Source organism: Streptomyces sp. MMG1533, from assembly GCF_001279775.1.
In the GTDB taxonomy this organism is placed as follows: domain Bacteria; phylum Actinomycetota; class Actinomycetes; order Streptomycetales; family Streptomycetaceae; genus Streptomyces.
This window is the reverse complement of the sequence record NZ_LGDG01000244.1, coordinates 1-17,868: the sequence shown is the minus strand read 5'-3', so window position 1 is coordinate 17,868 and position 17,868 is coordinate 1. Positions and strand designations below refer to the sequence as shown.

Genomic DNA, 17,868 nt, shown 5'->3' with positions numbered 1-17,868 from the left:
AGTGTCTCGATAAAGCTGGCACTGCAAGCAAGAGCGCGGACGCTCATTCCCACGGGAGGGCAGATCATGACCGGCTCGACCCGCCACCCTCATTCGGGCGGCCCCGCCTCGATCGAGCCCGAGGACCTGTACCGCACCCGGCCGCCCTGGGACATCGGCCGACCCCAGCCGGTGTTCGAGGCCCTCGCCACAGCGGGCGCCGTCCGAGGCCGGGTCCTGGACGTCGGCTGCGGGACCGGTGAGCACGCGGTCATGGCGGCCGGACTCGGACTCGACGCGACCGGCGTGGACCTCGCCGCCAACGCCCTGCGCGCCGCCGAAGACAAGGCACAAGTCCGTGGGCGTACCGTGCGGTTCCTCCGGTACGACGCCCGGCGGCTGGCCGAGCTCGGCGAAACGTTCGACATCGTGCTCGACTGCGGGCTCTTCCACATCTTCAGCGGCGAGGACCGCACCACCTACGTCGAGGCCCTGCGGTCGGTCGTGCCTCCGGGCGGCCGTTACTTCATGCTCGGCTTCAGCGACCGGCAGCCGGGCGAATACGCAGTGGTGCACAAGCTGACGCGGGCAGAGATCGAAGCCGCGTTCGCCGACGGATGGCGGGTCGACTCCATCGAACCGTCCACGATCCACATCACCACCGACCCGGATGGCATCCGGGCCTGGCTGGTGACGCTCACCCGCATCTGACCCACCCGCCGCAAAGGACACGCCATGCCGACCGCCGAAACCCACATCGCGACCGAACGCCCCAGCCGGTACCTCGTCCAGCTCTGCAAGCACTTCTCCAACAAGGGCCGCCACCTCGGCCATCGACCCCGCGCCCACGGAGACAGCGACATACAGTCGCTCAGTGCCATGCGGGCCGTGGCGGAACAGGCACAGGTCGAATGGTCCGACACCGAAGGAAGCGTCAGCCTTCCCTGGGGCCGGATCAGCCTGCGGGCAGCCCCGGGAGTGCTCACGCTGCGGGTCGAAGCCGCCGACGAGGAGAACCTGAGTCGGCTTCAGGACCTGGCCGGCGGACACGTCGAGCGGTTCGGACGCCGTGATGGGCTGCGAGTGAGCTGGCAACTGTCGGAAGCCACGGTTTCCTCCGAAGCAGTTGTCGCCATGGCCGCGGCACCCGGAGAAGAAGGCGCACCACGCCGCGTGCACCTCAAGGTGACGGGCCTTGCGGCAGCCGTCGCTCTCGCCCTCGCCGTACACCTGGGGCTGGGAAGTGCCCTCCTGGCGAACTGGCAATGGACAGGCTGGGCCGCCGTCGGCGTCCTGGCCGTCGTCCTGGTCAAGGTGGCCCTTGTGGGCGGGTTCGCCCTGCGCCGCGGCCGGGCCTCGAAGGGCCGCTAAAGGCCGCGACGCAGGCGGGTGTCGGCTCAGTGGCCGCCGCTGGACTTCACGTCGAGGCGCTTGGTGAAGGTGGTTCCGCCGTCCTTCGGCTCGTACACCCCGGTCTGCGTGGCCGGCCAGGACATGCTCCGTGCCGACAGCCGACAGCCGACAGCCGACAGCCGACAGCCGACAGCCGACAGCCGACAGCCGACAGCCGACAGGGCCTGCGGCCACCCGGCACCGCGGCCGACTTCTTCCACGTGGTCCCGCCGTCAGTGCTGCGGTGGAGCCCGCCGGTGGGGTCGATGCAGTAGCGCGCATCCCGCGGGCGTCGACATCGCCGTCGTCGCCGAACTGCTCGGCCACACCTGCCTCGACACCACCCGCCGGTACACCCTGCCTACCCACGCCGACCTCGAAGACGCCGTCAGCCATCTCCCCACCGATCAGTAGGGCCACCGCTGAACTGGGCGAACTCAATCGCGTGTACCTGGCTGCACGAGTCTTACCGACACCCCGTACACGGGGAGCACGGAGTAGTCACCCGTGTCGTACGCTCTGATGCCGCGGTCGCCCGCCGTCCGCGACGGATCTCACCGAACCCGGCGGTGCCGCCGGGTTCGGCCGGGAGATCTGAACCGATGCCGGGAATCAGGCGGCGACGAGTTCCTGCTCGCGGTCCGGCGTTTTGGCCTTGGGCTTCTTGTTCGGCAGCGAGAGCCGGAAGACCTTGTGCCACGCGGAGAACACCTGCTTGGGCAGCGGCCCGGTGACGTACTCCAGCTCGTACTTTTCGAACAGCGCGCGCACCTTCACCGCGACCTCGGCGTACCGGTTGCTCGGCAGGTCCGGGAACAGGTGGTGCTCGATCTGGTGCGAGAGGTTGCCGGTCATGAAGTGCATGGCCCTGCTGCCGCTGATGTTCGCCGAGCCCATCATCTGGCGCAGGTACCACTGGCCGCGCGTCTCGCCCTTGATCGAGCGGCGCTCGAAGACCTGTACGCCCTCGGGGAAGTGCCCGCACATGATCACCGAGTGGGACCAGATGTTGCGGACCAGGTTCGCGGTGAACGTGGCGGCGAGCGTGGGGAGGAACGACGGACCCGACAGCAGCGGGTGGATCACGTAGTCCTTGAGCACCTGCTTGCGGATCTTGCGGCCCACGGCCTTGGCCCGCGCGCGGAACTCCGGGTTGTTGCGGCGGCGCTTGTGCAGGTTCTTGCCGAGCTCCAGGTCGTAGGCGGCGATGCCGTACTCGAAGAAGCAGGCGTTGATGAAGTTCCACAACGGCTGGCCGAGGTGGAACGGGTGCCACTTCTGGTCCTCGTCGACGCGCATGATGCCGTAGCCGAGGTCGTTGTCCTTGCCGATCACGTTGGTGTACGTGTGGTGCAGCTCGTTGTGCGAGTGCTTCCACTGGTCGGCCGGCGAGACGTGATCCCACTCCCAGGTGGTGGAGTGGATCTTCGGGTCCCGCATCCAGTCCCACTGGCCGTGCAGGATGTTGTGGCCGATCTCCATGTTGTCCATGATCTTCGCCACGGACAGCCCGGCGGTGCCGATCAGCCACGCGGGCGGGAAGATCGAGAACAGCAGCACGCCCCTGCTGACCAGCTCGAGCTTGCGCTGTGCCGAGATGACCTTGCGGATGTAGGCGGCGTCTTTCTCGCCGCGGCCGGCGATCACCTCGTCGCGGATGGCGTCCAGCTCGCGGCCAAGCTCCTCGATCTGCTCCGCGGTCAGGTGGGCGGTGGGGTCGATGGCGGTCAAGGTGCTCCTACCGTTCGATGTCGCAGGGGCCCGCCGCGGCGGACACGCAGGTCTGGATGAGGACGCCCGGCTCGGCCTCGGTGATCTCGCCGGTGCGCAGGTCGCGGACGGCGCCCGCCTTGAGCGGCGTGACGCAGCCGAAGCAGATGCCCATGCGGCACCCGGAGGGCATGAGCACGCCGGCTTCCTCGCCGATGTCCAGCAACGGTGTGGAGCCGTCAGCGTCGACGGTCTTGCCGGTGTCGCTGAACGTGACCTCGCCGCCGTCGCCGGCGACGACGATGCTGGGGCGGAAGCGTTCGGTGTGCAGGCGCTCTTGGACGCCGTGCTCGCTCCAGTGCTTTTCGGAGGCGTCGAGCAGGCCCGCGGGCCCGCAAGCCCAGGTCTCGCGCTCGGCCCAGTCGGGCACGAGTTCGTCGAGACGGGCGATGTCGAGCATGCCGTCTGTGTCGGTGTGCACCTCGGTGAGCCGCAGCTTCTTGTCCGCGACCAGGTCGTGCAGTTCGTTGCGGAAGATCACGTCTTGCGGCTGTGGCGCGCAGTGGACCATGACGACGTCGTCGAACTCGGTGTCGCGCAGCATGCCCATCACGGGCGTGATGCCGCTGCCGGCCGTCAGGTAGAGCACCTTGGCGGGCTTGGCCTGCGGCAGCACGAAGTCACCGGTCGCCTGGTCGAGCTGGATCAGCGTGCCCGGTTTCGCCCTGCGGACCAGGTGGTTGCTGACCCTGCCGTCCGGGATCGCCTTCACGGTGATCGTGACGCGGCCGTCCTGGCGGTTCGTCGGCGAGGTGAGGGAGTAGGCACGCCACAGGCGCACCCCGTCGACGTCGACCCCGATCCGCACGTACTGACCGGCTGTGTGGCCGCGCCAGCCCCGTCCCGGCCTGATCACGATGGTCGCGGCGTCACCCGTCTCGGGGTGCACGGCCTCGATGCGCCCACGCAGGTCAGCGCCCGCACGCAGCGGGCTGACCAGGTCGAGGTAGTCCGACGGCAGCAGCGGCGTCGTGACCATCTCCAGAAGTTTCCACGCCCTGCTGCGGAGGGCTGTACTCGTCATGACTCCAGCTTGCTGCGCCTCAAGGCGTAAAGTCCTGACCGCAGGACGTAAATCTGGTCGGCTGAATTGTTCGCAGGGAACAAAGACATGAGCCATGCAATCCAGAGGGCCAGCGAACTGGCCCTGGACGAGACGACGGTCACCGCACTGCGGGCCGCGCTGAAGACCACCGCCGACGAGGTCGTCCAGGCGATCATCGACGAGGTCCCTCCCTACGCCAACGCCCTTTCGGGCCACATGGGCGCCACCATCCGCCGAGCCGTCCGCACCGCCCTGGGGCACTACCTGGACCTCGCGAGCGGGAACGCCACAGGCGGCGACGCCGGTGACGCAGCCTACGAGCTGGGCCGCGGCGAGGTGCGCGACGGCCGTTCGATGGACGCCCTGCTCAGCGCCTACCGCGTCGGCGCCCGCGTGGCCTGGCGATGCCTGGCAGCGGGTGCCGTACCCGCAGGTCTGCCCGCCGCCGAGGTCGCCAAGTTCGCCGAGCTGACCTTCGCCTACATCGACGAGCTCTCCGCCGCGAGCGCCGCGGGCCACGCCGACGAACTGGCCGCCCGGGGCAGGGACCACGAGCGCCACCTGGAACACCTGGCCCGCGACCTCCTCGCCGGTGCGAGCCCGGACGTGCTGCTGGCCTCTGTTCAACGGGCCGGGTGGCAGCCTCCGGTTTCGCTGACCGCGGTCCTGCTGCCCGCCGCCCAGGCCCGGCCTGCCTACCGCGCACTCGACCCGAGCACCCTCGTCCTCGACGATCTGCCGGACGCCACCGGTGTGCTGCTCGTCCCCGATGCCGACCGATCACATCTCTTGCGGCAGCTGACCGACCGCACCGCTGTGGTCGGCCCGGCCCGGCCATGGACTCGTGCGTCCGCCTCGTACGCACGAGCCGTACGCGCGCGCTTGCTCTCCTCTGATATTCGCGACACCGAGGACCACCTGCCCGAGCTGGTGCTGAGCGCCGACGCGGACGCGTTCGCAGACCTGCGTGCCCGAGCCCTCGCACCGTTGCGGACCTTGCCTGTCGCGACCGCACGGCGGCTGGAGGAGACGTTGCGGGAGTGGCTGCTGCACCAGGGCAGGCGGGACGAGGTGGCGGCGGCGTTGTTCGTCCATCCCCAGACAGTCCGGTACCGGATGGGGCAGCTGCGGGAGCTGTTTCCGGATCTCGCATCGCCGCACCGGGTCCTTGAACTGACGCTGGCGGTCGGTCTTCGGGTCAGCTGACGCGTACTTCGACCAACCACGACCGCGTCCGCGAGCGGTCCAGGAATCGTGCCTCGTCCTCGGTGCCATCAGCTGGCTCATGCGGCCCGGCGAAGAGCGGTATGAGCCGGCTGAGACCGCGGGTTGATGTGAAGACCAGACAAGGGCTCGGGAAGCCCGTCGGGGCGCTGCCTCCGAGAAGCGCGGTGGCGGATACGGCTCGACTGGATCCGGTGGACGATGCGCACCGGCCCGCTCGTCGACGCGCCCATCGAGCATCGAGTCGGTGATCTGGGCAACTATGCCCTGGAAAACGGCTTTCATGTCGTCGTGGAGGGCGCTGTCCTGAAAGGAGCTGACCCACGGGCGCGCGGCGGGCTGCAACTGGGTGACCGCGGGGCGTCCAGGCCGGATCACCAGAGGCGAGGGCCGGGCCGCTCGCGCCGGGGACCACCGTGGTTCTGCGACGGCCCCGTGCCTCCCTTCCGACAGGTCAACCGGACGACCGACCGGGCCGGCCTGGCACACCGCGCGAGGGATGATGGGGATGGAATGACGGAACGTGAGGTCAGGAGCTTCCATGACGAAGCGGGTTCACCGACCCCGTGAGGACGCGGAGTTCAATTTCATCCTCGGGATGAGCCGAGTTCCGGTCCTCGCCTACTTCACCGGGACATGGCCCAAGGCAATCGAGCCCTGCCGGGTGATGGACCTCGTCGTGGGTGGCATCGCCGACGACTACACGGGCCGCCTGACGGCCGTCCGCACCGACATCACGCGTTGTCCGGCCGCAACCGAGCGATACGGGATCACGGGAGCCCCGTCCTACGTCCTGCTGAAGGAGGGAGAGGCGGTGGCGCACGGCACGGGGCTTATGACCATCGCTGAGGTACGGACGTTCCTGGACGGCCACCTCTGAGCGGCTGCTGCGGCACGTGGCCGCGACGTCCGTCACGTCTCGTTTATGGGAGCTGCGCCGCCTGAGACACCTTGGGGCTGAGACACCCCCACAGGTCACATGACTCCGTCCAACGCCGTCGCATCCGGCAACCGGCCGCTCCCGGCCTCGATCTCCGGGAACGACGCGACCAGGCCCGTGCCCTGCCGTGAGCGCAGCACCACCTGCCCGGCGTCCACCGAGACCAGGGTCCGCCACCCATCCTTCTCCAGACTTTGACGTGTCTCATGAGACGGTCCAGCGGTGGTCTTGCCGGAAGGGACTGCGGCGGTGCCGTACCGTCCCGTGAAGCCATGGCGAGCTGTTGGTGCTGTGCTCTCGCGCTTGGCAGTCAGGATGGCTGGACTTGGTCGAAGAGGGCGAGGGCTTCGGCGGGGTCTGGGCTCACAAGGCGTTCCAGACCGGCCGTCGTGATCTTCGCCCACCTGCTGGCCCGTGCCCACATCTGTTCCTCGAAGGCGCGGATGGCCTCGTCCAGATCTCCAGGACCGGGGGCGGCGGCGATGGACTCGGCGAGTTCGGCGCCTTCCAGCATCGCGAGGTTCGCGCCCGCCCCAAGCGGGGGCATCAGGTGGGCGGCGTCGCCCAGTAGCGTCACCCCGGGGACGTGGGTCCAGGTGTGGGACTCGGGCAGGACGTAGAGGGGGCGGCGGACGAAAGCGGTGCCGTGGCGGAGGAGGTCGAGGACGGGAGCGGCCCAGCCGCCGAACAGAGCCAGCAGGCTCGATCGCGCGGCCTCGACGTCGTCCAGGTCCAGGTTCGTGTGCCAGTCCAGCGGCGCGCGGAATTTGGTGTACACCTTGACGTGGCCGCCGCTGTTGCGCTGGGCGACGAGGCTTCGGTTCACGCCGTACACAGCCACGGAACCGTCGCCGATCAACCGGGCGAGGTCAGGGTGGCGGGTGTCAACGTCGTCCAGGGAGGTCTCGACCAGGGTGACGCCGGTGTAGTGCGGCGCCACCGGCGAGACTGCAGGGCGGACCCGGGACCAGGCGCCGTCCGCGCCGACCACGAGGTCGAACGTCTCCTGTCGCCCGTCCGCGAAATGGACCAGTACGCCATCCCGGGGCCCCGGCACCACCTGCGTCACGCCCCGACCCCACTGGACGTCGAGAGGGCCGAGCAGCAGGTCACGGAGTTGCCCGCGGTCGATCTCGGGATTGGCCCGGTCATCCGGACGGGGTCGCCAGTCGCGCAGGACGGTCCCGTCCGTGTCCAGGATGCGCATGGCCTGCCCCTCGGGACGAGACAGCGCCTGGAACTCCGGCCGCAGCCCCGCCTTGTCCAGCGCGAGCTGACCCAGCCCTTCGTGCAGGTCCAGCGTGCCGCCCGGGGGGCGGGCGTCGGGGGAAGGATCGCGTTCGAGGACGGTGACGGGGTGGTCATGGCGGTGCAGGACGCGGGCGAAGGTAAGGCCGGCAGGACCGCTCCCGACCACTGCGATGCGGTGTCTCATGTCGATACACTGTATTGCTCCTATACGGTGCATCGCAACGGTACGGTGTGAGCATGACTGTCTGGGACCGGCCGGAACCGCCGACTCGCCCCGCGCCGCTCGACCGGGAGCGGATTGTCGCCGCCGCCATCGCACTGGCCGACGAGGGCGGACTGGAGGCGGTGTCGGTGCGCAAGGTCGCGGCCCGCCTGGACGCCGGCCCGATGCGGCTGTACAGATACATCTCCACCAAGGAGGAGCTGTTCGACCTCATGGTGGACGAGGTCCAGGCCGAGATCCTCCCCGAGGAACACCTCGGTGACTGGCGGGAGGCGCTGCGCATCCTCGCCCATCGCACCAGACAGGCCGCTCTCCGTCACGAATGGCTGGCCGACCTGCTCGGCGGTCGCCCGACCCTGGGTCCGAACGGCCTCGCCGTGACCGAGGCCACGCTGGCCGCCTTCGACGGCCTCGCCGACGTCGACACTGTCATGCGCGCCGTGGAGACTGTCAGCGCCTACTTCATTGGCGCGATCAGGCGCGAGATCGCGAACCTGCGGGCCGAGCACGCCACGGGCCTGTCCAAGCACGACTGGCAGCGCGCCCACGGCCCGCATGTGACGAGAATACTGGCCACCGGCCGCTTCCCGGCCCTGGCCAAGGCGGTGTACGAAGGCACGGACGTGGACGCCGAGGCATCCTTCGCGACCGGCCTGGACTGGGTCCTCGACGCTGTGGCCGTCAAACTCACCCGGCCGCAGGCGTGACGCTTTGCTCTTGCCCGAGCGTCAGTCGTGGGCATGATGCCGGTGGTCATTCTCGCACTGCGTGCCCGCGATCGAGCGGGACCAGCACGGCTGACCTTTCACGAGTTGCTCGCGGAGGGCCGTGTTCTCGGCGATCAGGGCCGCGATCACCGTGGCGCCGGCGTCGACTTCGTCCTGGAGTCGTTGTTGCTCGTGTCGGCTGTCTCGCAGTTGGCGGCGGAGGCGGGCGATCTCCGCGGCCTGGGCCTGGCCGTGTTTGCTTGCCCCGAGATCACGGTTCTGCGGACGCGGTCCGCGGACCCGGTGCGAACGTCGGTTCCCCAGGACGGCTGCCGCAGGAGGCCGGGGGAGTACTCGAGTCTTAGGCTGAGGATGCTCGGGGCTGCTGCGGGAGGTCTGCCATGCCCCGAACGATCTGGTCCGGCGCCATCAGCTTCGGCCTGGTCACGGTGCCGATTCGCGTTCAGTCGGCGACGGAGGACCACAGCATCCAGTTCCACCAGTACCACCTGGAGGACATGGGGCGGGTGCGGGTGCGGAAGGTGTGCGAGCTGGAGGACCGCGAGGTTGCCCAGTCGGAGATCGGTAAAGGCTACGAGTGGTCGAAGGACCAGATCGTCGCCATCAGCGATGACGAGCTGAGGGAACTGCCGCTGCCGACGGCGAAGGCGATCGAGATCGAGGCGTTCGTGCCGCTGGAATCCATCGACCCGATCCAGATCGGTGAGGGCTACTACCTCCAGCCGGACGGGCAGGTCGCGGCCAAGCCGTACAAGCTGCTTGTCCAGGCCCTCGGACGCTCGTCCAAGGTCGCGGTCGCGAAGTACGCCTGGAGCGGCAGGGAGAGACTGGGCTTGCTGCGCGTGCGCGAGGACGTGATCGTGCTGCACGCGATGCGGTGGCCGGACGAGATCCGCGACCCGTCCGAGCTCCTGCCGCCGCCCGTGGAGCTGACGGAGGACGAGATCGAGGGCGCGCTCGCCCTGATGGAGAGCATGAGCCGTGAGGATCTCGACGGGCCGCAGTTCCAGGACGCCTACACCGACGCCATGGCGAAGATCATCGAGGCGAAGCGGGAGGACCGTGAGCTGCCCGAGGCGCCGGAGCCCGGGGAGCCGGGCAAGGTTTTGGACCTCATGGCCGCCCTGACGGAGTCCGTGCAGCAGGCCAGGGCCTCCCGCGGTGAGGGCGCGGAAGCCGAAGTGCACGACCTGCCGGCGAAGAAGACCACGAAGAAGAAGACGGCCGCGAAGAAGCAGCCGGCCAAGAAGCCCGCCGTGAAGAAGACCGCCAAGAAGGCGTCGGGACGCCGACCACGCAGCGCATGAAAGCGGCGTTCCGTCGTCCTCTGCACCAGGAGCCGATCATGTTCTCCCCACCGTGTATGCCCGGCAGTGCTGGCGGCCCGGCATCGCCGCCTCGGCCCTCTGCGCAATGACCGCCTGCTACGACGGCGAAAGCACCGGATCCGCCCCAGGGCACCCAGGAGCATCCGCTGCCCGACGGTGCGTGGACCGGCAGCCGACTACGTGGGAGAGGTAAAAGGGTTCCCGTCAGGAACCGGTGGGCCGCCCCACTGCGCCCCCGGAAGCAGGACAGGCGTCCAATCCGGGCCGCGATGGTCCAGCCACCACCTGTCGATGGCGCGGAACTTCTCCCCGAACTCGTGATCCCGGCAGAGAAACCCGGTGATCGGTGCCCGCAGGCGCGTACGACGGCCACCCGCTTCGTAGATCACAACGATTTGGGCGCCCCGAAAGCGTTCGACACGGATGGCCTGGACGTTCGACCACTGGATGGTCCGGAGGCGGAGGCTGTGCACGACGGCCGTCGACTCCGTGAGAGTGACGCCGAAGTACTGCCCGAGGATCAACAGCACGAGCAGCATGGCGCCCCACGTACCCAATGACTCGGCCATCTCAGACCCGGTGAGCCTCCAGGCCATCCATTCGAAGACCCTCGTGCCCACGACGACGACAAGGAGGGGCAGAACAGGCAGTACGCGTTGGAGACGCGTACACCGGTACCGCATGCGCTGCGGCGGCATAGCCTCGACCTGCAATTGCTCCACCAACACCCACCCCTCACACAATGCAGCCGACGCTGGCGCATGATCGCCAAGGCAGCATGGCGGACCGGGGGCGCGCTGTCCATCGCGGCGACCTGGCCGGCCACAAGGCGCACGCCCGTGGAGGTTACGTGTCGGGCTCCTGGCGCATGTCCAGGAAGCAGCGCAGTCGCACGCCGGGCTCGCCGGGTTCCCGGGTCGTACGGTCCGCCGGCGCGATGGCCCACCGTGCGGCGAGCAGCTCCTGCACCGCGAACGCGGATGCGTCGTCGTCGGCGACCTCCACCACGGCCAGCCCCGGTACTGCCACATGTGCTTCGTTGATCGGCTTCATACACGGCATTACGCGCCGGCGCCCCCGGGAGTTCTGCTGTGCCGGCAGCTTCACCCGACCGAGTCCGCGACGGGCATGGTTGCCGCGGGCTGGCCTAGGAGTGCGTGCTGACGAACCGCACGTCCGGGCCCCACTTCTCCAGAGCGGAGTCATGCACCACTGGCACAGGGGGCTGCCACCGCTGCCGTATGTGTGGGTCTGACGCTGGCATCCGGAGCAGGGGCCGACCCGGCCGCCGGGGCAGGTCAGGGCGGAGGGGTCCGGTTCCGCGATCGGGGGAGCGGGAGTGGTGGTGGTCATCGGGTGGTCCTGTTCTGGGTGACCGGTGGGGGTCACTACGGATGGTGGCGTTGCCCAGCTCTGGGAGGCACAAGAGCAGACACGGATCGACGCACCCCTGCGCGGCCACGAATCGGACGTCACCGCCCTGGCCCTCACACCGAAAGGCGATGTGCTCGCCACCGGCAGCGACGACATCCAGCTCTGGGACATACGTACACGCCAGATGATCCATGAGCCTCTCGAATGCTCAGTGCCATGGTTACGGAGATGGCGTTCTCCCTGGACGGGCGCATCCTCGTAGCCGTCAGCGGCGACCGGGTCTCTAGCGATCCGGAAGAACCGGACTTCAGCTTCGACATCTGGGAAACGACTACCTGGACTGAGCTGACCGGTCCACAAATCGGCCACAGCGGCTACGTCACGGCATCTGCGTTCTCACCGGACAGCAGACTCTTCGCCACGGGCGGCATCGACGGTCATCTACGCATCCGAACCCTGCCTACGGCAAGGGGTGAGCGGCCGCTGACATGATGCTCGGCGGCGCTCACCGGCGGCTGGCTTCGTCGACGAGACAGAACACCGCATCTCGATGGGTCCTGGCAGCGGTTCCTGTTCCGTGAGGCGGAGAATGTCAGTGAGTTTTGACACCGTTTGCGGGGGCTCGGCTCCTTCCTCGGTGTCCTGATAGCGGCCGTCCTCCGGCCAGGGTCAAGGCCGTTCGTCCTCGGCTGCTGATGAGTCCCGCAGACCGCCGAGCGCCAGGACCGTCATCGCCACCGCGGCCCCCGCCGCCACGCCGAAGCCGCAGTGTGCACCGCCCGCGTCGACCACCCGTCCCGCGACCGCCGCGGCGGCTGCTGATCCTGCGGCGCTTGCGGAGTTGCCCCAGGTGAACGCCTGGGTGAGGACGGCGTGCGGGACCGAAGACTGGGTGAGGACGGAGGTGAGGATCAGCAGGACCGGGACAGCGAGTCCGGTCAGGGCGAGGGTGGCGCCGATCGCGAGGGGCTTGTCGAGGATGGTCAGCGGGAGGCTCGCGAGGGTGAGGCCGGCTGCGGCTGCGGCCTGGTGGCGCCGGGGTGAGCTGCCGTGACGCCATGCTCCGTAGGCCCAGCCACCCACCAGATTGGTGCAGTTGGAGGCGAAGTAGAGCGGCGCTGCCGCGTCCGGGGTGCCGCGTCCGACGGCGTATGCGGTGACGGACACCTGCATCGCGCCGAAGAACACCCCGAGCGTGAGGCCGAGCGCGACCTGCCGCAGGAATGCGGAGCGGAGCAGGGCGCGTCCGGCGTGCCGGCGTTCGGCGCGGCCGGTGAGGGGTGGCGTGGTGCGGCGCTGGGTGGCGAGGGCGAGCCCGCCGCCGACGACGAGCACGGCGGCGAGCAGCACCCCGGTGCCCGGGCGGCCCGCCGCACCGAGGACGCTCACCAGGGCCGGCCCGGCCAGGTAGGACACGCCGTTGGCGAGGGCCTCCAGGGCGAAGGCGGTGGGCAGCGCGGCAGCCCGTTCGCCGGACAGCAGGGCGGCCCAGCGAGCGGCGGACAGGGCGGTGAGCTGGGGCAGTGTTGCCCCGACGAGCACTCCGGCGACGAGGTCCGGAACGGCGCCGGCGAGCAGCAGCGCCACGGCCCCGGCATGTGCGCACAGCGCGCAGGGAAGCACCCGCGTCTGCCCGAACCGGTCGACAAGGCGCCCGATTTGGGGCCCGGCGACGGCGTCCGCGACAGCGAATCCGCCGGTGACGAGGCCCGCGGCGGCATACGACCCGGTGCGTGTGTGCACCAGCCAGACGATGCCGATGCCCGTCATGGCGATGCCCAGACGCCCGACAGCGGCGGGAAGGAAGAAGGCCGCGGCACCCGAAGTGCGCAGCAGGGTGCGGTAGTTCGCCGAAGCCGAAGGCACGGCGCTTCCCTTTCGCCGCCCGGCGGGACGCGCCAACGGGGTCGTCGGCGTCCGGATGTGCCGACCCGTGGCTGCGCCTGAAGCCGTCCAGTGGTGGCGTGGAGCGGGGACGCGCACCCCACGCTGACTCCGTCACCGGGCAGATGTCATGTGGCAGTTGATGACCTCCTTGAGCGTAGAGGAACGGCGCGCAGAAACGAACAGGGGAAGGGTCCGTTGTGATCGTCAGCCTGCGGCCTGTTCGGCCCTGGCTCGGGTCTGGGCGCGGCGGAAGGAGTCGGTGCCGGTCTCGATGATGCTCCCGCCGAAGGTGAGACGGTCGACGATGGCCGCGCAGAGCCGGGGATCGGTAAACGTTTTGGTCCACCCTCCAAAACTTTCGTTGGAGGCGATGGCGACGCTGTTCTATTCCTCCCGTTCGGTTAGAACCTGAAACAGCAACTCGGCGCCGTGTTTGTCGAGTTCCATGTATCCCAGCTCGTCGATCGCGAGGAGATCGACGTGTCCGTAGCGGGCGATCGTCTTGGTCAGCTGCTTCTCGGCGGCGGCTTCGACCAGCTCGTTGACCAGCTTGGTGGCCAGGACGTACTTCACCCGGTAGTCGGCCATCGCTGCCTCGGTTGTGAGCGCGATCAGCAGGTGGGACTTCCCTGTTCCGGAATCTCCTATGAGGCAGAGTGGAAGTCCCTTCTCCACCCATTCGCAAGATGCGAGGGTGTGTATCACGGCTGGGTCGATGTTCGGGTGGGCGTCGAAATCGCATTGCCGCAGAGACTTTTAATGGTGTGCTCGGTCGCGCGGACGGCCGGGGTGCGCTCCCGGATCCGGTCCCGTGTCTCGTGGGAGTTGTCGAACTGGGCGCGGTTGACGAGCGTCCGGGCGGTGTCGTCCCGCATTGTCTTCCGGGCGGCGTCCGGGCGGTGCAGCAGTCTGCTAGTGACCTTCTGCGCGACGGTGTCGTTCCTGGTCAGCTCAGCGACGCCCCGGACCTTTTCGGCTGGGGTGACGTGTTCGGTGACCGCCGGCCGCTTCAGCAGGTCGGTGGCGACCTGGGCGGCGACCTCGTCGTCCCTGGTTCAGGTCGGCCACGGCCTGGACCTTCTCGTCCACCGTGACCGGCCGGTCGACCCGCTGGCCGACAACCCGCTTCGCACCGTCCGGCGTCCATTGCCTCGCCCCGGTGCGCGGGTTGAACGGTGCGTCCTCGATCGCCGCCCACCGCTCGTCCTCGTCCACGGCCGACGCGAGGATGCGGTGAACGGTGAACGGTGAACGACACGGCCTCCTGGCGGCGCCTTTCCGGCCACCGGTTGGCGGTGTAACGCTCTCGACTGTGGGTGGGCTGCATCCGCTGGCAGCACGACAGCCTGCCCATCCCCGGCGATTCCGGCGAGGTCCTTGCCCGCGACGCTGTCTGCCTGCCGGACGTGCCCACCCACAGGACTGGAACCTCGTTCACCAAGCCCGTCGACCCGCTGCTCGGCCAGGTCATCGAGGCGTGGCAGGCCGTCAGGTCCGCCCAGCCGCCGATGCTCGGGCGCAACCGACGAGTGCGCCGACTTCTTCGCCCACCGAGCCCGCCGGGTCGCCAAGCACTACATCAACACGGCGATCATCCCGATGCTCTGCCGCAGGTCCGGCGTCCCCACCGCGGAGGTCCGGGGCAACGTCACCAGCTGCCGGGCCCGCTCCACGATCGCCAGCCGGCTCTACAACGCCAAGGAGCCGATGACGCTGTTCGAGCTGCAGGAATGGCTCGGTCACCGGACGCCTGACGCGACGACTCACTACGCGAGGCTCACTCCGGACACCTTGGCCAGGGCCTGCAACGACGCCGGCTGCTTCGCCCGCGACGTCCGCACCATCGAGGTCCTCGTCGGCCGCGGCGCGGTCGCCTCTGGCGCCGCCGCCAACGGCGAACCGTGGCAGTACTTCGGCCTCGGCCGCGGCTGGTGCACCTACACCTTCCTCGAACAGTGCCGGCACCGCATGGCCTGCGCACGCTGCGACTTCTACGCCCCGAAGGACTCCAGCAGGGGCCGGCTGCTGGAGGCGAAGGAGAACCTGCAGAAGATGCTCGCCAGCATCCCCTCTCGCCGACGACGAACGAGCCGCCGTCGACGGCGGCCAGGCCGGCCTCGGCCAACTCCTGGAACGGCTCACCGGTGTCCCTGCTCCCGCGGGGCCGACACCACGCCGGCTCGGGATCCCGGCCACCGCAGCCCTGCCGCCGATCGCCGAGGTGACATCGACGGGGTAGGTGCCGGAACCAGCCCATCGGAGTCCGCTAATGTCCGCGCATGGACGACAGCGACACGCCCCAGACGGCATCTGACGATCCAGTAGACGCCAAGTGGCAGCTGGTGCGAGAGATGCACGAGAACCTCATAGACAAGCCCCTCGTCGAGGCGGCTTACGCCGCCCCTGCTCTGCGAAGATTGTTCCCGCTGGTCAGCCACGGATCGCTGCAGTTCAGCCGATGCACCCGCTTTCCCTGGTCCGGCGACCTCCCCTCGATCTTCCCCCTCATCGGTGAACGATTTCGCGTGCTGAGGCTGCATGAACCACGAGGTTCGGGACGGGAAGAGGTCGGTGAAGCCGACACCGCCGACGAAGCCGTCGCATTGGTTGTCGCACACCTTCCCGCAGGTTGCGGTCCCGCCGTGGACGCAACACCCGACGTCCTCGATCCGCTTCGCTGACAGCACTTGGGACTTGGCGAATCCGATTCCACAGAAAGGGTGGGAAGCCGTGCGGCAGGTAGCGCCACTGCACCCCGGTGCGGTCCACGTACAAGATCGCGTTCATGATCTCGCGCAGGTGGTGTTCCGGCGGGCGGCCGATGTTCAGCGCATACCGGTGCCGCTCGGCCCGCCACGCCGGCAGCACCGGCTCGGTCAACTCCCAGCGGGCATCGGTCAGATCACTCGGATGCGCACGGCATTCGGCCATGACCAGGTGATATCGCCGGACAGGGGGCGTGCGCCCAGGCGTGTGTCCCGGCGTCGGAAGCACGGACCAGGTGGCCCCGTCAGACACTGCTCCTGCCGCGACCTTTGTGACGGCCGCATGGTGAAGTCCGGCTTGATGGCCACTCCATGTGAGTAGCCGTACTCAGGTGTGTGGCTGGCGGTCTGGTTCTGTCGGTAGTTGGTGACGTCAGTTGTTCGTGAAAGCTGACGGCACCAGGTGATGGCCCAGAAAGATGTTCGCGAATTCTGACGTCACCATCGGGGTTGCGGTGTCAAGCTGGATGTGCTCAGTAAAGCAGCACCCCCGATGCCGCCTGGCCAGTCGAAGGTCGAGTTGTACGCCGCGCTGCGGCGCGACTCCCGCGATGGCATGTCGAACCGGGCGTTGCAGTGCAAGTACGGCGTCACCTGGAGCACGGTCAACAAGACCCTGACCTCGGCTTGGCCGCAGCCACGCACGACAACCGCTTCGGCGCGGCCGTCGAAGCTGGATCCGTTCACGCTGCTGATCGACGAGATCCTGCTCATTGATCTGGACGCGACCAGGAAACAGCGCCACACCGTCACCCCGGATCTACCGCCGTCTGATCGACGAGCACTCCTCGTCCGAGGCGTTGCGTTGACCACTTGAACCCGCACCGATGAGAGGGCGCAAGCGTCCTGCGAGCAACCGCGCGGTCCGGCCAGGGACTGAGAGTCCGGTGTTTATACCTTGCTCGCGACCACCATGTAGTTCTCGGCCTCAAGATCGAACGTGCTCAGTTCCGCTTGGAGTCCGACCCGGTGCAGCTCGACTTCGAGTTCCTCGTACCGGTAGGGCCAGCAGGACAGCAGTTCCGAGCGGACAAGAACCAATCCGGTCGCATCAACTTGCGCGATCGCAATCTCGATGTGGTGCTCCTCCTCCCAATGCGGCGCAATCTCCCAGCGGTAGACCACGAGGGCATCGCGACCGTTCCGGCGGACGAGTCGGTCACTGATCTCCAGCCGGGAACCTCTGGCCCTCACGAGTTCCCAAGTGCGGGATGTGAGTACCAAGCGCCCGCCGGGGCGCAGAAGCCGTGACATCGACCCCAGAGCAGCACCCCTGCCTGTCGCGCCCGCGGCATGGTGAAGCGAGTTGCCAACGCAGAACACCATGTCGAACGTGTTGTCCTGGAAATGGTCGGGCAACTCTTCCCAGTTCGCCCGTACGGCCCGGACGGATGCCCCGAACTCCTCAGACAACTCTGCAGTCCGACGAACCATCGCCTCGCTGGCGTCAGTTGCGACAACCTGCATGCCACGACCGGCGAGGCCAACCGCCAACTGTCCGGTTCCGCACGAACAGTCGAGGACGTGAGCGTTCGACGGCAGGAGATTGAGGACGTCGTCGAACGACGCAGCGAACTCGGCTGGAGGCAACTTTGCATCCGAGATGAGCCATTCGTACACCTCGGCAAGCACGTCATAGCCTGTCACAACCACTACCTCCGTCGCGCGGCAGACTCACGGCAGGACGTCAGTCCATCAGCGGAGCAAGCCGGGCACCAATGGTTTTCGCAAGGATGGCTCTGACGGTGTTTGTGGGTTGTCAGTTGTCCGTCTGAGTGGATGTCACCGGCTGGTTAGCTGGGAAGTCGTTCGTGAGAAGTAGTGTCACTCGCGGGGTTGCGGTGGCAAGGTGAATGTGCTCATTGAGGTCTTTCAGCGTTGCCGCTCCAGAGCGAGGACCGCTGCTGCGATTGACGTCATTCGATTCGGGCTGCACCGAGCTCGTCGGAAGATCCGCCAGCA

General features: G+C 68.2%; 20 protein-coding genes and 3 pseudogenes. 10 read left to right on the top strand and 13 right to left on the bottom strand.

The annotated features are described in order from the left end of the window. The first annotated feature begins 66 nt into the window (after positions 1-66). Both ADK57_RS33230 and ADK57_RS46590 read left to right on the top strand, forming a co-directional pair. Complete coding sequence (locus tag ADK57_RS33230) at positions 67-690, top strand: class I SAM-dependent methyltransferase (RefSeq protein ID WP_053753366.1); 624 nt, start codon at positions 67-69, stop codon at positions 688-690. 24 nt (positions 691-714) lie between these two features. Next, a complete protein-coding gene (locus ADK57_RS46590; protein ID WP_063786045.1) occupies positions 715-1,350 on the top strand; it encodes a DUF2218 domain-containing protein in 636 nt (211 codons plus the stop codon). A 633-nt stretch (positions 1,351-1,983) separates the two neighbouring features. Here ADK57_RS46590 and ADK57_RS33220 read toward each other — a convergent pair. Both ADK57_RS33220 and ADK57_RS33215 read right to left on the bottom strand, forming a co-directional pair. Next, positions 1,984-3,102, bottom strand: a complete 1,119-nt coding sequence (locus ADK57_RS33220) for a fatty acid desaturase family protein (protein ID WP_053753365.1) — start codon at positions 3,100-3,102, stop codon at positions 1,984-1,986. 7 nt (positions 3,103-3,109) lie between these two features. Then, positions 3,110-4,165, bottom strand: coding sequence for a ferredoxin reductase (locus tag ADK57_RS33215; protein ID WP_053753364.1), 1,056 nt, complete (start codon positions 4,163-4,165; stop codon positions 3,110-3,112). 87 nt (positions 4,166-4,252) lie between these two features. Here ADK57_RS33215 and ADK57_RS33210 point away from each other — a divergent pair, with 87 nt between their 5' ends. After that, the gene (locus tag ADK57_RS33210) at positions 4,253-5,392 is read left to right on the top strand and encodes a PucR family transcriptional regulator (RefSeq protein WP_053753363.1); all 1,140 of its coding nucleotides are present in this window, start codon (positions 4,253-4,255) and stop codon (positions 5,390-5,392) included. Between the two features lie 559 nt (positions 5,393-5,951). Then, positions 5,952-6,290: a thioredoxin family protein gene (locus ADK57_RS33205; RefSeq protein WP_053753362.1), complete on the top strand. Its 339-nt coding sequence runs from the start codon at positions 5,952-5,954 to the stop codon at positions 6,288-6,290. Positions 6,291-6,385: 95 nt separating this feature from the next. On the opposite strand, the gene ADK57_RS52085 is transcribed toward ADK57_RS33205, so the two are convergent. Together ADK57_RS52085 and ADK57_RS33200 are read right to left on the bottom strand one after the other, a co-directional pair. Beyond that, positions 6,386-6,508 carry a hypothetical protein gene (locus ADK57_RS52085; protein WP_267890793.1) on the bottom strand — a complete coding sequence of 41 codons (123 nt, stop codon included), beginning with the start codon at positions 6,506-6,508 and terminating at the stop codon, positions 6,386-6,388. 152 nt (positions 6,509-6,660) lie between these two features. Next, positions 6,661-7,785 carry an FAD-dependent oxidoreductase gene (locus tag ADK57_RS33200; RefSeq protein WP_053753361.1) on the bottom strand — a complete coding sequence of 375 codons (1,125 nt, stop codon included), beginning with the start codon at positions 7,783-7,785 and terminating at the stop codon, positions 6,661-6,663. Positions 7,786-7,838: 53 nt separating this feature from the next. On the opposite strand from ADK57_RS33200, the gene ADK57_RS33195 reads away from it, so the two are divergent. Together ADK57_RS33195 and ADK57_RS33190 are read left to right on the top strand one after the other, a co-directional pair. Further along, the gene (locus tag ADK57_RS33195) at positions 7,839-8,531 is read left to right on the top strand and encodes a TetR/AcrR family transcriptional regulator (RefSeq protein WP_053753360.1); all 693 of its coding nucleotides are present in this window, start codon (positions 7,839-7,841) and stop codon (positions 8,529-8,531) included. A 401-nt stretch (positions 8,532-8,932) separates the two neighbouring features. Beyond that, positions 8,933-9,859: a Ku protein gene (locus ADK57_RS33190; protein WP_053753359.1), complete on the top strand. Its 927-nt coding sequence runs from the start codon at positions 8,933-8,935 to the stop codon at positions 9,857-9,859. 197 nt (positions 9,860-10,056) lie between these two features. On the opposite strand, the gene ADK57_RS33185 is transcribed toward ADK57_RS33190, so the two are convergent. Further along, positions 10,057-10,419 (bottom strand): hypothetical protein, encoded by a 363-nt coding sequence (locus tag ADK57_RS33185; RefSeq protein ID WP_234390484.1) that lies wholly within the window; start codon positions 10,417-10,419, stop codon positions 10,057-10,059. Positions 10,420-10,726: 307 nt separating this feature from the next. Continuing rightward, positions 10,727-10,933, bottom strand: a complete 207-nt coding sequence (locus tag ADK57_RS33180; RefSeq protein ID WP_078973475.1) for a DUF6207 family protein — start codon at positions 10,931-10,933, stop codon at positions 10,727-10,729. 549 nt (positions 10,934-11,482) lie between these two features. On the opposite strand from ADK57_RS33180, the gene ADK57_RS33175 reads away from it, so the two are divergent. Continuing rightward, complete coding sequence (locus ADK57_RS33175) at positions 11,483-11,746, top strand: WD40 repeat domain-containing protein (protein WP_159050190.1); 264 nt, start codon at positions 11,483-11,485, stop codon at positions 11,744-11,746. 177 nt (positions 11,747-11,923) lie between these two features. Here the strand turns inward: ADK57_RS33175 and ADK57_RS33170 are convergent, their stop codons facing one another. From ADK57_RS33170 to ADK57_RS52075, 4 genes and pseudogenes are all read right to left on the bottom strand, one after another. After that, positions 11,924-13,120, bottom strand: a complete 1,197-nt coding sequence (locus ADK57_RS33170; RefSeq protein ID WP_053753356.1) for an MFS transporter — start codon at positions 13,118-13,120, stop codon at positions 11,924-11,926. 225 nt (positions 13,121-13,345) lie between these two features. Then, positions 13,346-13,897, bottom strand: a pseudogene (locus tag ADK57_RS33165) (ATP-binding protein); the annotation flags it as partial. Continuing rightward, entirely contained in the window at positions 13,843-14,154 is a 312-nt protein-coding gene (locus tag ADK57_RS52080) for a DUF6192 family protein (RefSeq protein ID WP_267890794.1), read from the bottom strand. The pseudogene ADK57_RS33165 and the gene ADK57_RS52080, both read right to left, overlap by 55 nt. Further along, entirely contained in the window at positions 14,093-14,356 is a 264-nt protein-coding gene (locus ADK57_RS52075) for a DUF6192 family protein (protein ID WP_267890792.1), read from the bottom strand. Before ADK57_RS52075 ends, ADK57_RS52080 begins: the two co-directional genes overlap by 62 nt. Before the next feature lie 384 nt (positions 14,357-14,740). Between ADK57_RS52075 and ADK57_RS48070 the strand changes: the two genes are divergently transcribed. Together ADK57_RS48070 and ADK57_RS49380 are read left to right on the top strand one after the other, a co-directional pair. Continuing rightward, positions 14,741-15,466 carry a hypothetical protein gene (locus ADK57_RS48070; protein WP_234390483.1) on the top strand — a complete coding sequence of 242 codons (726 nt, stop codon included), beginning with the start codon at positions 14,741-14,743 and terminating at the stop codon, positions 15,464-15,466. After that, positions 15,421-15,822, top strand: coding sequence for a DUF6193 family natural product biosynthesis protein (locus ADK57_RS49380; protein ID WP_107091703.1), 402 nt, complete (start codon positions 15,421-15,423; stop codon positions 15,820-15,822). Before ADK57_RS48070 ends, ADK57_RS49380 begins: the two co-directional genes overlap by 46 nt. Positions 15,823-15,841: 19 nt before the next feature. Here ADK57_RS49380 and ADK57_RS48065 read toward each other — a convergent pair. Continuing rightward, positions 15,842-16,072, bottom strand: a pseudogene (locus ADK57_RS48065) (transposase); the annotation flags it as partial. Positions 16,073-16,399: 327 nt separating this feature from the next. Here ADK57_RS48065 and ADK57_RS33155 point away from each other — a divergent pair. Continuing rightward, positions 16,400-16,723: a hypothetical protein gene (locus ADK57_RS33155; RefSeq protein ID WP_053753354.1), complete on the top strand. Its 324-nt coding sequence runs from the start codon at positions 16,400-16,402 to the stop codon at positions 16,721-16,723. A 74-nt stretch (positions 16,724-16,797) separates the two neighbouring features. On the opposite strand, the gene ADK57_RS33150 is transcribed toward ADK57_RS33155, so the two are convergent. Beyond that, positions 16,798-17,553: a class I SAM-dependent methyltransferase gene (locus ADK57_RS33150; RefSeq protein ID WP_053753353.1), complete on the bottom strand. Its 756-nt coding sequence runs from the start codon at positions 17,551-17,553 to the stop codon at positions 16,798-16,800. 225 nt (positions 17,554-17,778) lie between these two features. Then, a pseudogene (locus ADK57_RS49375) lies at positions 17,779-17,868 on the bottom strand (IS5/IS1182 family transposase); the annotation flags it as partial.